The sequence below is a fragment of the Allobosea sp. genome, assembly GCF_048595345.1.
In the GTDB taxonomy this organism is placed as follows: domain Bacteria; phylum Pseudomonadota; class Alphaproteobacteria; order Rhizobiales; family Beijerinckiaceae; genus Allobosea.
In genome coordinates, this window is sequence record NZ_JBMDWH010000068.1 from 1 (window position 1) to 14405 (window position 14405).

Sequence of the window (14405 nt, forward strand, 5' to 3'; positions counted from 1 at the left end):
GCCCTTGATGGTGAAGGGCCGGCGCGTCGGCTCGCCCTGCGGGAAGACCGTGTCGCGGTGGCCGAGCAGCAGCACCGGGCGCTGGTCGTTCGCGGTCGGGTTCGGCAGCCTCGCCTTGACCGCATCGCCGAAGCGGCTGTCCGGCAGGATTTCGACGCTGAGCCCGTTCGCCTCGTGAAATTTGGCGATGACGGCCCCGGCACGGTCGACGCCCGCCTTGTCGTAGGAGCCTGAATCGGTATCGACCAGTTCGCGCAGCAGCGCGACCATGCCCTCCTTCCGGCTCGCGAGCCAGTCGATGACCTTTTGTTCGGCGGCGGTGAGTGGCACGGGCAGGCTCCTTCGGACGGTATCCGGGCAAGCCTAGACCGGTTCCATGAGGGACTGAACCGCCATCGATGCGCCCCGTCATTGCGAGCGAAGCGAAGCAATCCAGGGGACCGGGTGAGCGCTCGCCCGGTCCCCTGGATTGCTTCGTCGCTGCGCTCCTCGCAATGCCGGCAAGGCGAACTGGAAACGAAAAAAGGCCGCGGCTTTCGCCGCGGCCCTGATGTCATCGCGAGTGGAGCAGCCTTACTCCGCGGCTTCCTGCGGCGTCGCCGGGGTCACCGAGATCGCCGGGCGGGCCTTGCCGTCCGCCTTGGCGAGCGCGCGGCGCACGCCGTTGCCGTAATCCGGGTGGACCTTGTCGAAATGCGCCAGCTGGCGCTCCTCGATCTCGTGGGGAATGCCGCCCATCGCCGCGGCGATGTTGGAGAAGAGGCGCTCCTTCTGGCCGGCGTCGAACAGATTGAACAGCGCGCGCGGCTGGCTGTAGTCGTCATTGCCGATGCGGTGGTTGTAGCGGTCCGCATCGCCCGAGATCCGCAGCGGCGGCTCCTTGGCGGCAGGCGCCTCGACGGGCCCGCCGAAGGAGTTCGGCTCGTAATAGGCGTTCGGGTTGCCGGTCTTGATGCCGCCATAGACGTTCATCTGGCCGTCGCGGTGATAGTGATGCACCGGGCATTTCGGCTGGTTGACCGGGATCGTCTCGTAATGCGTGCCGAGGCGATGACGATGGGCGTCGGCATAGGAGAAGATGCGCGCCTGCAGCATCTTGTCGGGCGAGAAGCCGATGCCGGGAACGATGTTCGACGGCGAGAAGGCCGCGTTCTCGACCTCGGTGAAGTAGTTCTCCGGGTTGCGGTTCAGCTCCATCACGCCGATGTCGATCGGCGGATAATCGGCATGCGGCCAGACCTTGGTGCGATCGAAGGGGTTGTAGGGCGTCTTCTCGGCGTCCAGCTCCGGCATGATCTGGACCTGAACCTTCCATTTCGGGAATTCGCCGCGCTCCAGCGCGTTGTAGAGATCCTCCTGCGTCGACTCGCGGGTCTTGCCGATGACCTTCTCGGCCTCCTCGTTTGTCCAGTGCTTGTGGCCCTGCAGGGTCTTGAAGTGGAACTTCACCCAATAGCGCTCGCCATTGTCGTTCCAGAACGAGAAGGTGTGCGAGCCATAGCCGTTGATGTGACGCACATCGGTCGGCAGGCCGCGATCGGACATCAGGATGGTGACCTGGTGGAGACTCTCAGGCGACAGCGACCAGAAGTCCCACATCGCCGTCGGCGAGCGCAGATTGGTCTTGGGGTGCCGCTTCTGGGTGTGGATGAAGTCGGGGAACTTCACCGGGTCGCGCACGAAGAAGACCGGGGTGTTGTTGCCGACGAGGTCCCAATTGCCTTCCGGCGTGTAGAACTTGATCGCGAAGCCGCGCACGTCGCGCTCGGCATCGGCCGCGCCCATTTCGCCGGCCACGGTCGAGAAGCGCAGCAGCAGCGGCGTCTGCGTGCCCGGCTGGAGCACCTTGGCCTTGGTGTATTTCGAGATGTCGCCGGTGATGGTCAGCGTGCCATAGGCGCCCCAGCCCTTGGCGTGGACGGCACGCTCCGGGATGCGCTCGCGGTTCTGATGGGCGAGCTTCTCGATGAGCTGGTAGTCCTGCAGCAGCACCGGGCCGCGCGCGCCGGCGGTGATGGAATTCTGGTTGTCCGGGATCGGCGCGCCGGCCGAGGTCGTCATCGTGGCGCCGGTGTGCGGGGTCTTGAGATCGTCTTTGGACATCGAAGCCTCTCCCTGTCTCGAAAGCATTCCGGAGGGCGCAAGGCGACGCCCTTCGTTTGGAATTGGTCGAACTAACAGCCCTTTGTGACGACAATGTCCAATACCGTTTACGGCCGTCCACGATAAGTTTATCAAATCGCCGATGATCAGCCTGAAACAGCTGCGCTATTTCTCCGCCCTGGCCCGCCAGTGCCATTTCGGCAGGGCCGCGGAAGAATGCCATGTCAGCCAGCCGGCGCTCTCGCTGCAGATCCAGGAGCTGGAGGCCGAGCTCGGCTGCCAGCTGGTGGAACGGCGGCGCGGCGCGGTGGCGCTGACGGAGATGGGCGCCGAAATCGCCGAGCGGGCGCAGCGCATCCTGCTGGAGGCGAACGATCTCGTAGACCATGCGCGCCGCCAGCGCGGCCTTCTCGAGGGCCCGCTGGGGCTGGGCGTCATTCCCTCGATCGCACCCTATCTGCTGCCGGCGGCGCTGCCGCTGATGCAGCAGCGCCATCCCGGGCTCCAGCTGCGCCTGCGCGAAACCCAGACGGCGACGCTGCTTGAGGAGTTGGCGGAAGGGCGGCTCGATGTGGCGCTCCTGTCCCTGCCGATCGAGCGGGCCGGCATCGCGACGCTGCCGCTGTTCGACGATCCGTTCCTGCTCGCCGCGCCGCGCAGGCCGCAGCCGCATCTGGAACCCTTCGATCCCGGCCGCGGCCTTGCCGGCGAAGGCCTGCTGCTGCTGGAGGAGGGCCACTGCCTGCGCGACCAGGCGCTCAGCGTCTGCGGAACGGTGCCCGGCGGCTCGCGCAGGCAATATGGCGCCTCCAGCCTGTCGACGATCATGCAGATGGTGGCCAACGGCTTCGGCAGCACCCTGCTGCCGGCGATGGCGCTGGCGGTGGAGTTGCGGCCCGACATGCCGGTGAGGCTTTTCCGCTTCGCCCCGCCCGCCCCCAGCCGGTCGATCGGCCTCGCCTGGCGGCGCAGTTCGGGACGCAAGGCCGATTTCGAGGCGCTGGGTGCGATCCTGAAGGACATCGGCGAGCCCGGCGACGCCCGCATGGCTGCGACGGAGCCACAGATCGTCTCGCTGCCGGGATGAGCCGTTTCAGGCCAGGCCAGCGAGCCAGACCAGCACATAGGCCAGGGTGCCGACCGCCATCGGCACCAGCGGGTTCACCTTGGAGCGATAGGTGACGAGCGCCGTCGCCGCCGTGATGGCGTAGCCGAACAGGCCCGCATCGGCGGCGAAGGTGGCGACGGCGCCGCTCGCCAGCATCAGCCCGAGCGCGATCGGCACCAGCGCCAGCGTCACGACCTTGACGACGCCATGATCGCTCCAGCGCCGCAGCCCCCGGCCGCAGGCCAGTGCCAACAGCGAGGAGGGGATCAGCATCGCGAAGGTCGCGACCAGCAGCCCGGGAATGCCCGCCACCTGCCAACCGACGATGCTGGCCAGCATGACGTTGGGGCCGGGCGCCGTCTGGGCGATGGCGAAGAGCCGCGCGAAGGTCGGCGCATCCATCCAGGCGAGGAGATCGACGACCTGCCGATGGATCTCCGGCACGACGGCATTGGCGCCGCCGATCGCCAGCAGCGAGATCGTGCCGAAGGTGACGACGAGCTGGGTGAAGACGCCGCGCTCCATCAGCGGCGCCTCGCAGAGAGCGTGGCGACCACCAGCGCGAGCGGCACGAGCACCAGCAGGGCGGGCAGCATCGGCAGGCGCAGCACGCCGATGGCGAGGAAGGACGCGCCCGCCACGCCCCAGGCCCAGAGCGCCAGCCCCGCCTTGCTCATCAGCCGCAGTGCCGTGCCGAGGATAAGGCCCGCCGCGCTGGCGGCGGCGCCGGTCAGCGCGATCTGCGCCAGCGGATGGCTCGAGAAGGCGTCGTACACGTTGGCCAGCGCGACGAGGCAGATCAGCGGCATCGCCATCAGCGCAAAGACACAGGTCAGCGCGCCGGCAGCGCCACGGAAGCGGTCGCCCAGCACCACGGCCGCGTTGACGGTATTGGCGCCCGGCAGCGCCTGGCAGATCCCCATCAGCTCGGCATAGGCACGGTCGTCGAGCCAGCCGCGCTCGGCGACGATGATGTGGCGAGCGACAGGCCCGACGCCGCCGAAGCCCATCAACCCGATCTTGAGGAAGCCGGTGAAGAGGTCGGGCAGGGACGGTGCCGGCCTGGCCTCGCCGCCATCATGCGCCGCCATGCCGGTCAGCGCCGTGATTCCATCGCCATCCTGACGGCGAAGCCCGCGAGAACGGTTCCCATCAGCCAGCGCTGAACCAGCGCCCAGAACGGCCTCGTGCGCAGGAAGACCGCGATGCTGCCGGCGGCGAGCGCGATCAGCGCGTTGACGCTGACGCTGATCGCGATCTGCACGGCGCCGAGCACGAGTGACTGGGAGAGGACATCGCCAGCCGCCGGATCGATGAATTGCGGCAGCAGCGCGAGATAGAGCATGGCGATCTTGGGATTCAGCAGATTGGTGAGGAAGCCCATCAGGAAGAGCTTACGCGGCCCGTCGACCGGCAGGTCCTTGACCTGGAAGGGCGAGCGGCCGCCGGGCTTCACGGCTTGCCATGCGAGCCAGAGAAGGTAGGCCGCGCCACCCAGCCGAAGCGCGTCATAGGCATAGGGCACGGCGAAGAGCAGCGCCGTGATGCCGAACGCGGCACAGAGCATGTAGAAGACGAAACCGAGCGCCACACCGGCCAACGAAATCATGCCCGCGCCCGCCCCCTGGGCGATGGAGCGCGAGATCAGGTAGATCATGTTCGGCCCGGGCGTCAGACCCATACCGAGCGCGATCAGCGCGAAGGGGAGGAGATGCGCGAGATCAGGCATGATCGGAAGTCCCGTGAACGCTGAGATGGTTCGAGCATGGCTTTCGGCCCGGCGCAACGACGCAGGCCGCATGCCTAGCCCCTTGCGCGGTCATGCGGCGCCCGCGGAACTCCAGCACCTTGCTCTCCGTTACCCTGCCGTCTCGGGGGGAGATGATGTCGCTGTTCAGCCGCGTTCTCTACATCGCGATCTCGATCGCGCTGCTCTGCGCGTCGATCGCCTTGATCGGCGTCGCGATCTATCGAGCCGCAAACGGCTTCTGGACGGGTGACGGCGCGCTGGAGACCATGCTCGACGGCATCGGGCTGATCATCATCGCGGTCGCCGTCGCCGATGTCGGCAAGTTCCTCTACGAGGAAGAGGTCGTCTCCGACCGGGAATTGCGCCGCCCGTCCGAGGCGCGCGGCTCGCTGACGAAGTTCATGACCATCATGATCGTCGCGCTGTCGCTGGAATCGCTGGTGCTGATCGCCAAGACCTCGCGCGAGACGATGGGCAACATCGTCTATCCGGCGCTGCTGATGTCCATCGCCGTGCTGGCGCTGGTGGGGCTGGGCCTGTTCCAACGCCTGAGCCAGTCGACGACGGCCAGCATCTCGCCGGAGCTCGGGGATGAAGATCCGGCTGAAGACGACGAGGCGGCGCAGAGCGCCGCGCGCGAGAGCCGCTGAGCGGCGCGACGCTCAGAACTCCTCCCAGCCCGTGCTGCCATTGGCGACCTTGCGGGGCGCGGGAGGCGGGGGCTGCGGCACCAGCCGGGCGGGGCGCGGTGCCGCATTGCGAACCGGTTCGGCCAATCGGGGCGCGGGCGGCGCCAGGCTGCGGACCGGAGCAGCCACAACCGGGCCGCGCCGCAGCCTGAAGGCGGCGACGAGCTGATTCAGTCGCTCGATCTGGGAGCTGAGCGCTGCGGCGGAAGCCGCGCTCTGCTCGGAGAGTGCCGCGTTCTGCTGCGTCATCTCGTCCATATGCGAAACCGCCTGAGCCATTTCGTCGATGCCGCTCGCCTGCTCGCCGGAGGCGGCGGCGATCTCGGCGACGGTCGTCGAAACCCTGCGCGAGGCGGAAACGATCTGCTCCAGTGCCTGTCCGGCCTGCTCGACCAGCTCGACGCCCTCTCGGACTTCCGCGCTGGAGGAGGAGATCAGGGCGGTGATGTCCTTGGCCGCCTCTGACGAGCGCTGGGCGAGGGTGCGCACCTCGGAAGCGACGACGGCGAAGCCCTTGCCGGCCTCGCCGGCCCGGGCTGCCTCGACGGCCGCGTTGAGCGCCAGCAGATTGGTCTGGAAGGCGATGCCGTCGATCACGGCATTGATCTCGGAGATCTTGCGGGCGCCTTGGTCGATGCGCTGCATGGCGTCCACGGCGCGGCGCACGATGTCCCCGCCCTCGTCCGCGGTCTTCAGCGCCTCCTGCGCGAGAGCCGCCGCCTGGCGCGAACCGGTTGCGCTGGATTTCACCGAAGCCGCGAGTTCCTCCGTCGTTGCCGCAGTTTCCTCCAGGCTCGACGCCTGCTGCTCGGTGCGGTCCGACAAATCGATCGCACCCGAGCGGATCTCCTGCGCCGAACCCGCGACCTCGCTGGAGGTGGTCTGAATGGTCTGCAGGGTCTGCGAGAGTCGGTCGATCGTGCCGTTGATCGCCTGCTTCAGATCGGCGAAGCGGCCGCGATAATCGGAGACGACCAGACGGGTCAGGTCCCCCTCGGCGAGGGCGGAGAGCACCTCCCCGGTTTCGCCCAGGCCGCGATCGACCGTGTCCACCAGCGTGCTGACGCTGACGGCGAGCTTGTTGAGTTCCTCGTCCGGGAACTGCGCCGAGACACGCTTGGAGAAATCGCCGGCAACGGCCGCCTCGATCACCTCGCCGAAGGCGAGCTTCAAAAGCTCGTGCGAACGGGCGCGCTCGTGCCGGGCCAGAGTCCGGCGGCTGAAATAATTCGAGAACTTGGCGTAGAGCACAGGGAAGTTGTCGACCAGCGGGTCGCGGAAACTGTCGTCGACATCGCTGAAGAAGACGATCGCCGAGAGCGTCTGGTTGATGTTGATGCCGAACAGCTCGCCGAAAGTCGAGAAGCCGGCGGCCGGGACAGGCCAGAGATCGGTCGCGCGGGCCAGTTGATCGCCATTGGAGAGGCGCCTGAGAATGCAGTCGCTCAGGAAGACGCCCGAAGGGCGCGGCTTGTCGGCGAGATAGGCGTCGATGTTCTGGCGGGTCTGCTGCAGGAAATCGGTTTCCTCGAGGACATAGAGCCGGTCACCCGGCGCGACATCGCAATAGAAGGCGACCTCATCCGCCGGAAGATCGAAGCCGGCGACCGAGCGCACGAAGATCTCGCCCTCGATCTCGATACCGAAGGCGCGCTTGCCGAGCGAGGCCTGGACCTGATCGGCGCCGCAGCCGAAGGCGCTTGCCATCGCCTCGATGAAGGAGGTCACGCGCCCGGTCTGGTGGTCGAAAACAGACTGCACCGTGCGCTGGCTGAGATCGGCGCGGACGACCGTAAAGGAGCGCTCGGTGCGGCGGAAGTTATGGCTGCGGAACAGGCCGTAGCGCTGCCGCGGCGCCATCTTCACGAAGGCGATGACCGCATGGTTCTCCAGCACGCGCTGGCCGTCGAAGATCTGGGTACGGCGGAAGTCGAGCTTGCCGCCGGCAGAGCCGCCCATGAACATGCAAGGGAACTTGCCGGTGCGGTAGACCGCCTCCAGAAAGTAGTTCTCCGATTTGGAGAGGCCATCGAGAAAGGTCAGCGCGAAGGTATCACGCGCATCGATCCGCATGGACGGCGCCACGCGGGAGAGTTCACCCGCCAGCTTCTCGATCCGCGTGTCGAGATCGACGGGCGTTCCGCCCCCACCGCGCAGATCCTCGCTGTGCAGCTTCACGCTGACGATCTGCGCCTCGCCGATCAGCGCCGGCGAGAACACCTGGATCACCACCGTGCGCCAATCGGAAGGCGTGCCGAGATACAGGCCACCATCGGGCTGCGAGCAGAGCTCGCCGGCGGTGCTGACCGCGATCAGGCGGGTCTCGCCGGCGAGGCTCGCCAGTTGCCGCGACACGGCATCGAAATCGGCATTGGGGGAGATGAAGGCGAGCGCCAGCGGAGATGGCTTGCCGCCAAAGCGGAACAGCCCGGCCTCGACCCCCTCCAGGCGATCGCTCGTCATCCTGTTGCGGATTGCATCCCGGGCATTCCCGGCGCCCACACGGCTCAAGGCCTTCGTGAAAACGTTCATGCAGCATCCCAGCCCCGTGCCGATCCGCGACCAGAATGCAAGAGACCGGCTAATAAATCATTATAGCCCGCCGGTTTTGTTTACTGTCTTTGATGGAAACCTCTCACTTCGCTTCGAAAAATAGACGACTTTAGTATCATGAAAGATATCGCCTTTGATCTGGGTCAATTGACCTGGAGCAATACCCTGCACGGCACCCGCGCGGCCCAGCCTCAGATGATATTCGCCTCCGCAAGGGGGCGCCCGGCGACGATGCGCTCGTGGCCGAGATCGGCGAGGTCGAGCGAGCGATAGCGGCCATGCGCGATGAGCTCGGCCAGCCCGCGGCCCACCGCCGGCGATTGCTGCAGCCCATGGCCCGAGAAGCCGTTGGCGAGATAGAGGTTCGGGACGCCGACCGCCGGGCCGACGATGGCGTTGTGGTCGAGCCCGCACATGTCGTAGGGGCCGGCCCAGGCGCGGCCGGGCCTGATCTGCTCGAAAGCGGGGATGCGATGCGCCAGCGGCATCCACACCGCCTCCTCGAAGAAGGGCCAGTCGACATCCTCGACGGTCGGATCCGTCTCGACCCATTCGACATCCTGCTCCGGGGTCAGCGGCGAGCAGGAGCCGATGAAGAGCTGGCCTTCGGCGCTGCGCTGCCCCTCCGGCCGGCACCAGGCGCCGCTGACGTCGATCAGCAGGGGGCAGTTATCGACCTCGCCCTTGCAGGTGAAGGTGAAGATGTAGCGCTTCATCGATTTGACCGGGATGGCGATGCCGGCGGTCGCGGCCAGCCTCGCGCCATGCGTGCCGCTGGCGTTGACCGCCGCGCCGCAGGCGATGCGGCTGCCATCGGCCAGCTCGACCGCGGCGATACGGCCGCCTTCCTCGATATAACGGGCAACCTCGCCCTGCCGGTATTCGACGCCGAGGCTACGCGCCTTCTTGCGAAAGGCTTGCAACAGGGCCCAGCCGTCGAACCAACCCTCCCCGCTGACACCATAAGTACCGCAGGCGAGGTCCTCGGTGTTGAGCCAGGAGAATTTGCTGCGCAGCATGGCCGCATCATAAAGCGCGATATCGGCGCCTTCCCGCTGCTGAACGCTTTGATTGGCCTCGAGGATTTTCGCACCCGCCGCATCGGCGACATAGAGATAGCCGCCTTCGTGCAGGTCGATCGCCGGCTCCTCGCCATCCACGCCCAGATGCTCGCCGATGCTGCGCAGGAAGGCGATGCCGTGCAGCGAAATGCGGATGTTCACCGCGCTGGAAAACTGCTGACGGATCGATGCCGCCGAGAGCGCCGAGGCGGAGTAGCGGTAGGTCGGATCCTTCTCGACGACCACGACCCTGCCCGTGAAGTCCGGGTCGGCCGCGAGATGATAGGCCACGGACGAGCCGATGACCCCTCCCCCGCAAATGACGACGTCGGCAGTTTCGCGGGCGGACGGCATGGCGGCCTCGGCGGGATCGAGCGGCGGTTGGTGACTTGCGCGCATGAATGACGCGCCGGAGCCGGGTTGTCGAGAGGACTCAGCCGCCGGCCCCGCATTCGGCCAGCAGCCAGTCGCGAAAGGCGATGACCGTCGGCAGGCCCGCCTTCTCGGCCGGGTAGACGAGGTAATACCCCTCCTCGCCGGTCACCGGCCGATCGACCGGGATGACCAGCGCCCCCGAACGCAACTCCTCCTCGACGAGAAAGCGCGGCACGATGGCGAGGCCGAGCCCGGCCACCGCCGCCTGCGCCACCATGGCGAACTGCTCGAAACGCGGCCCCATCATCGCTCGCTGCGGGGGCAGGCCCTGCCGCTCCAGCCAGTTCGCCCAGGCGCGGGGCCGGGTCGATTGCTGCAGCAGCGGCAGTTTCAGCATATCGACCGGTTCGTCGATGCCGAAGCGTTCGACCAGGGCCGGCGAGGCCACCGGCACGATCTCCTCCCCCATCAGCCGGTGCAGCCTGGCGCCCGGCCAGACCGGTTCGCCGAAATGGATGGCGGCGTCGAGAGGCTCGCGCCCGAAGTCGAACGGCACCAGCTTGCTGGCGAAGTTGATGGTGATGCCGGGATGCGCCTCGGTGAAGCGCGGCAGGCGCGGGATCAGCCAGCGCGTGCCGAAGGTCGGCAGGCTGGCGAGGTTGAGCACGCCTGCGGCGCCGCGAAAGGCCATGGCGGAGACCGTCGCCAGTGCCAGGCGGGAGAGGCCGTCGCGGATGTCGGCGGCATAGGCGGCGCCGGCCGCGGTGAGGCTGACGCGCTTCTTGGCGCGCTCGAACAAAGCGACGCCGAGGCCTTTCTCCAGCTGCGCCACCTGCCGGCTGACCGCGCCCTGGGTGAGGTTCAGCTCCTCCGCCGCGCGGGTGAAGCTGCCATGCCGCGCCGCCGCCTCGAACGCTGCGAGGGCCGACAGGGACGGGACCGAGTGGCGGCCCGGAATCAGCGCATCGTTCATGAGAAAAGCTCACCAAGTGGTGAGAACATATCGGTTGCCCTGCGCAGGGGGAAGAGGGCATTGTCGCTGCGAAAGCCGGACCGTTCACTGAGCGGCCCGCCACGAGCCCTCATCCTGAGGAGCCGCGACAGCGGCGTCTCGAATGATGGCCCCGGAGGTTACGGAACCCACGGGTCCATCCATCCAGAAGCCAGCTCGCGCTTGCTCCTCAGGATGAGGGCTGCGGATTGCTGCCGATCAGGATGACAATGATGACCACCTCCCTCCCCAAGGACACGCTCGCTCTGTTGGAGCGGCTCGGCGTCACGGAGTCCGCTTATGCGCAGGCCGGCCTGTCGGCCCGCTCTCCGGTGACTGGCGAGACGGTCGCCACGCTGCGCGAGACGACGCCTGCCGAGGCCGAGGCTGCCATCGGCCGGGCGCAGGCCGCTTACCTTGCCTGGCGCAAGGTGCCGGCGCCGCGCCGTGGCGAGTTCGTGCGCCTCCTCGGCGAGGAGCTGCGCGCCGCCAAGGAAGATCTCGGCCTGCTCGTGACGCTCGAAGCCGGCAAGATCGTTTCCGAGGGCCTCGGCGAGGTGCAGGAGATGATCGACATCTGCGATTTCGCGGTCGGTCTTTCGCGCCAGCTCTACGGGCTCACCATCGCGACCGAGCGCCCGAACCACCGGATGATGGAGACATGGCACCCGCTCGGCGTCTGCGGCGTGATCTCGGCCTTCAACTTCCCGGTCGCGGTCTGGTCGTGGAACGCGGCGCTGGCCTTCGTCTGCGGCGACAGCGTCGTCTGGAAGCCCTCCGAGAAGACGCCGCTCACCGCGCTCGCGGTGCAGGCCATCACGCTGAAGGCGATGAAGCGCTTCGGGCCCGAAGCGCCGGTCGGCCTCTCCGAAGTGCTGATCGGCGGGCGCGAGGTCGGCGATATCCTGGTGCAGGATCATCGCGTGCCGGTGGTCTCGGCCACAGGCTCGACCCGCATGGGCAAGGAGGTCGGCCAGAAGCTCGCCGCCCGCTTCGCCCGCGCCATCCTCGAACTCGGCGGCAACAATGCCGCGATCGTCGCGCCCTCGGCCGATCTCGACATCGCGCTGCGCGGGATCGCCTTCGCCGCGATGGGCACCGCCGGCCAGCGCTGCACCACGCTGCGGCGCCTGATCGTGCATGAGAGCGTCTACGACCAGCTCGTGCCAAAGCTGATCAAGGCCTATGCGAGCGTCAAGATCGGCGATCCGCGCGAGGCTGGCGTGCTGATCGGCCCGCTGGTCGACGAGGGCGCCTATCAGGGCATGCAGAAGGCGCTGGGCGAGGCCCGCGCCGAGGGCGGCACCGTTCATGGCGGCGAAAAGGTCGATGTCGGTGCCGGCGGTTTCTATGTGCGCCCGGCGTTGGTCGAGATGCCCCGGCAGTGCGGCCCGGTAGAGCGCGAGACCTTCGCGCCGATCCTCTATGTGATGAAGTACAACTCTTTCGACGAGGCGATCGCGATGCAAAACGCGGTCGGCGCGGGCCTCTCCTCCTCGATCTTCACGCTCAACATGCGCGAGGCCGAGCTGTTCGTCTCCGACGAGGGTTCCGATTGCGGCATCGCCAACGTCAATATCGGCCCCTCAGGCGCCGAGATCGGCGGGGCCTTCGGCGGCGAGAAGGAGACCGGCGGCGGCCGCGAGGCCGGCTCCGACGCCTGGAAGGCCTATATGCGCCGCGCCACCAACACGCTCAATTTCGGCACCACGCTGCCGCTGGCGCAGGGCGTCAGCTTCGATGTGGATGCGTGAAGGATTGCAGTGACAGACCCCGTCATTGCGAGCGGCAGCGAAGCAGTCCAGGAGCGGCAGCGCTCGACGTCCCCCTGGATGGCTTCGTCGCTTCGCTCCTCGCAATGACGGTCGGCAAGAACAAGACGGGAGAGAACCAAGATGGCCGCCGAACACAAGCTCGCCGAGCTCAAATGGGACGACGCCTTCCTGCTCGACGAGCAGCTGAGCGAGGATGAGCGGCTGATCCGCGACACGGCGCGCGACTATGCGCAGGAAAAGCTGAGCCCCCGCATCCACGACGCCTATCTGGACGAGAAGACCGACCGCTCGATCTTCAACGAAATGGGCGAGCTCGGCCTGCTCGGCGTCACCGTGCCGGAAGAATATGGCTGCGCCGGCGCCAATTACGTCTCCTACGGGCTGGTCGCCCGCGAGGTGGAGCGCATCGACTCGGGCTATCGCTCGATGATGAGCGTCCAGTCCTCGCTGGTGATGTATCCCATCTACGCCTATGGCAGCGAGGAGCAGCGCAAGAAGTATCTGCCGAAGCTCGCTTCGGGCGAGTTCGTCGGCTGCTTCGGCCTGACCGAGCCGGATGCCGGCTCCGACCCCGGCGGCATGAAGACCCGCGCCGAAAAGGTCGCGGATGGCTACAAGCTGTCCGGCTCCAAGATGTGGATCTCGAACTCGCCGATCGCCGATGTCTTCGTCGTCTGGGCGAAGTCGGCCGCGCATGACAACCAGATCCGCGGCTTCATCCTCGAAAAGGGCATGAAGGGCCTCTCCGCGCCGAAGATCGGCGGCAAGCTCAGCCTGCGCGCCTCGATCACCGGCGAGATCGTGATGGACGGCGTTATCGTGCCGGAGGAGAACCTCCTGCCGAACGTCTCGGGTCTGAAGGGCCCGTTCGGCTGCCTCAACCGCGCGCGCTACGGCATTTCCTGGGGCGTGATGGGCGCCGCCGAGGACTGCTTCCACCGGGCCCGGCAATACGGGCTCGACCGCAAGCAGTTCAACAAGCCGCTCGCCCAGACGCAGCTCTACCAGAAGAAGCTCGCCGACATGCTGACCGAGATCACGCTCGGCCTGCAGGGCTCCCTGCGCGTCGGCCGGCTGATGGACGAGGGCAGGATGGCCCCGGAGATGATCAGCCTCGTCAAGCGCAACAATTGCGGCAAGGCGCTCGACATCGCCCGCCAGGCCCGCGACATGCATGGCGGCAACGGCATCCAGATCGAGTATCAGGTGATGCGCCATGCGGCGAACCTCGAAACGGTGAACACCTATGAGGGCACGCATGACGTCCACGCGCTGATCCTCGGCCGGGCGATCACCGGCCTGCAGGCGTTTTTCTAATGTGCTAGCCTCTGTCAATTGGAGGACGATATGCCAGGTTCGAAAAATTCGCCGAGGTCCGGAAACTGGGTCAGCCGGTCGTCGGAGTCGGGCCGTTTTATGGACATCAAGCCTTCTGCCGGGCGCAGCGCTTCCGTCCTGCGAGAAATCATGGGGCCGGATGGTAAAGTGCGCAGGCGGATCGATCCTGACATCGTCGAGCAGGCGATTCGAGACTCCGGCCGTAAAAAATGACGAGGGAATATTCGAAAGCCTTCGAGCGCCTCGTCAAAATTGACGATCCGGCCGACGACGATCTTGTCGGACTGCTGGCCTATGCAACCTACAAGCGGGATAAGAGGGACTATGCTCTTTCAGGTGAGAATACGGACGACGACTTAAAGGCTCACTATAAACTTCTGACGCCCGGCCTTATCGAGCAATATCGCGCGAATGCTTTCCGGCGGCTTGAGGTTTACGGTGAGCAGGTCGTCCTTTCCGCCGAGCCAGAGATTCAGGAACGAACTCGCACCGAGACGATCATTGGATCTAAAAATGAAGTTATCGAAGAAATAAAAAATAGTACGAAATGGTGGATTTCGATTGCCCTTAATGTTGTGGCCTGGCTCATCTCATTGGCCATTACGTTCTTAGTCGCTGTCGGTTTCGGCAAAGTTTCTCTCAATATTATTCCTGGCGGCTAA

13 protein-coding genes and 1 pseudogene are annotated in these 14405 nt (G+C 66.4%); 6 read left to right on the top strand and 8 right to left on the bottom strand.

What is annotated here, in order from left to right; genetic code table 11:
* Both ACOJTB_RS07880 and katA read right to left on the bottom strand, forming a co-directional pair.
* Positions 1-330 (bottom strand): annotated as a pseudogene (locus ACOJTB_RS07880) (M20 family peptidase); the annotation flags it as partial.
* Between the two features lie 243 nt (positions 331-573).
* Positions 574-2103, bottom strand: coding sequence for a catalase KatA (gene katA, locus ACOJTB_RS07885; RefSeq protein WP_420101975.1), 1530 nt, complete (start codon positions 2101-2103; stop codon positions 574-576).
* A 142-nt stretch (positions 2104-2245) separates the two neighbouring features.
* Between katA and ACOJTB_RS07890 the strand changes: the two genes are divergently transcribed.
* Positions 2246-3190 carry a hydrogen peroxide-inducible genes activator gene (locus ACOJTB_RS07890; protein ID WP_420101976.1) on the top strand — a complete coding sequence of 315 codons (945 nt, stop codon included), beginning with the start codon at positions 2246-2248 and terminating at the stop codon, positions 3188-3190.
* A gap of 6 nt (positions 3191-3196) precedes the next feature.
* Here ACOJTB_RS07890 and ACOJTB_RS07895 read toward each other — a convergent pair whose 3' ends face one another.
* Genes ACOJTB_RS07895 through ACOJTB_RS07905 form a run of 3 tightly spaced genes read right to left on the bottom strand, consistent with a single transcriptional unit; the run spans position 3197 to position 4940 of the window.
* On the bottom strand, positions 3197-3736 hold the full coding sequence (locus ACOJTB_RS07895) for a chromate transporter (RefSeq protein WP_420101977.1): 540 nt from the start codon (positions 3734-3736) through the stop codon (positions 3197-3199).
* Complete coding sequence (locus ACOJTB_RS07900) at positions 3736-4302, bottom strand: chromate transporter (protein WP_420101978.1); 567 nt, start codon at positions 4300-4302, stop codon at positions 3736-3738. The genes ACOJTB_RS07895 and ACOJTB_RS07900 overlap by 1 nt, the downstream gene beginning before the upstream one ends.
* A 5-nt stretch (positions 4303-4307) precedes the next feature.
* Positions 4308-4940, bottom strand: a complete 633-nt coding sequence (locus ACOJTB_RS07905; protein WP_420101979.1) for a LysE family translocator — start codon at positions 4938-4940, stop codon at positions 4308-4310.
* A 155-nt stretch (positions 4941-5095) separates the two neighbouring features.
* Here ACOJTB_RS07905 and ACOJTB_RS07910 point away from each other — a divergent pair, with 155 nt between their 5' ends.
* The gene (locus ACOJTB_RS07910) at positions 5096-5611 is read left to right on the top strand and encodes a hypothetical protein (RefSeq protein ID WP_420101980.1); all 516 of its coding nucleotides are present in this window, start codon (positions 5096-5098) and stop codon (positions 5609-5611) included.
* A gap of 12 nt (positions 5612-5623) precedes the next feature.
* Here the strand turns inward: ACOJTB_RS07910 and ACOJTB_RS07915 are convergent, their stop codons facing one another.
* The 3 genes from ACOJTB_RS07915 to ACOJTB_RS07925 form a co-directional block, all read right to left on the bottom strand.
* Positions 5624-8113 carry a methyl-accepting chemotaxis protein gene (locus ACOJTB_RS07915; protein ID WP_420101981.1) on the bottom strand — a complete coding sequence of 830 codons (2490 nt, stop codon included), beginning with the start codon at positions 8111-8113 and terminating at the stop codon, positions 5624-5626.
* Positions 8114-8394: 281 nt separating this feature from the next.
* Positions 8395-9618, bottom strand: a complete 1224-nt coding sequence (locus tag ACOJTB_RS07920; protein WP_420101982.1) for an NAD(P)/FAD-dependent oxidoreductase — start codon at positions 9616-9618, stop codon at positions 8395-8397.
* A gap of 79 nt (positions 9619-9697) precedes the next feature.
* Positions 9698-10612, bottom strand: coding sequence for a LysR family transcriptional regulator (locus ACOJTB_RS07925; protein ID WP_420101983.1), 915 nt, complete (start codon positions 10610-10612; stop codon positions 9698-9700).
* 242 nt (positions 10613-10854) lie between these two features.
* On the opposite strand from ACOJTB_RS07925, the gene amaB reads away from it, so the two are divergent.
* The 4 genes from amaB to ACOJTB_RS07945 all read left to right on the top strand — a co-directional run bounded on the left by amaB (position 10855) and on the right by ACOJTB_RS07945 (position 14405).
* Positions 10855-12384, top strand: a complete 1530-nt coding sequence (gene amaB / locus ACOJTB_RS07930) for an L-piperidine-6-carboxylate dehydrogenase (RefSeq protein WP_420101984.1) — start codon at positions 10855-10857, stop codon at positions 12382-12384.
* A 141-nt stretch (positions 12385-12525) separates the two neighbouring features.
* Complete coding sequence (locus ACOJTB_RS07935) at positions 12526-13722, top strand: acyl-CoA dehydrogenase (protein WP_420101985.1); 1197 nt, start codon at positions 12526-12528, stop codon at positions 13720-13722.
* A gap of 99 nt (positions 13723-13821) precedes the next feature.
* Positions 13822-13956, top strand: a complete 135-nt coding sequence (locus ACOJTB_RS07940; protein WP_420101986.1) for a hypothetical protein — start codon at positions 13822-13824, stop codon at positions 13954-13956.
* A complete protein-coding gene (locus ACOJTB_RS07945) occupies positions 13953-14405 on the top strand; it encodes a hypothetical protein (protein WP_420101987.1) in 453 nt (150 codons plus the stop codon). Before ACOJTB_RS07940 ends, ACOJTB_RS07945 begins: the two co-directional genes overlap by 4 nt.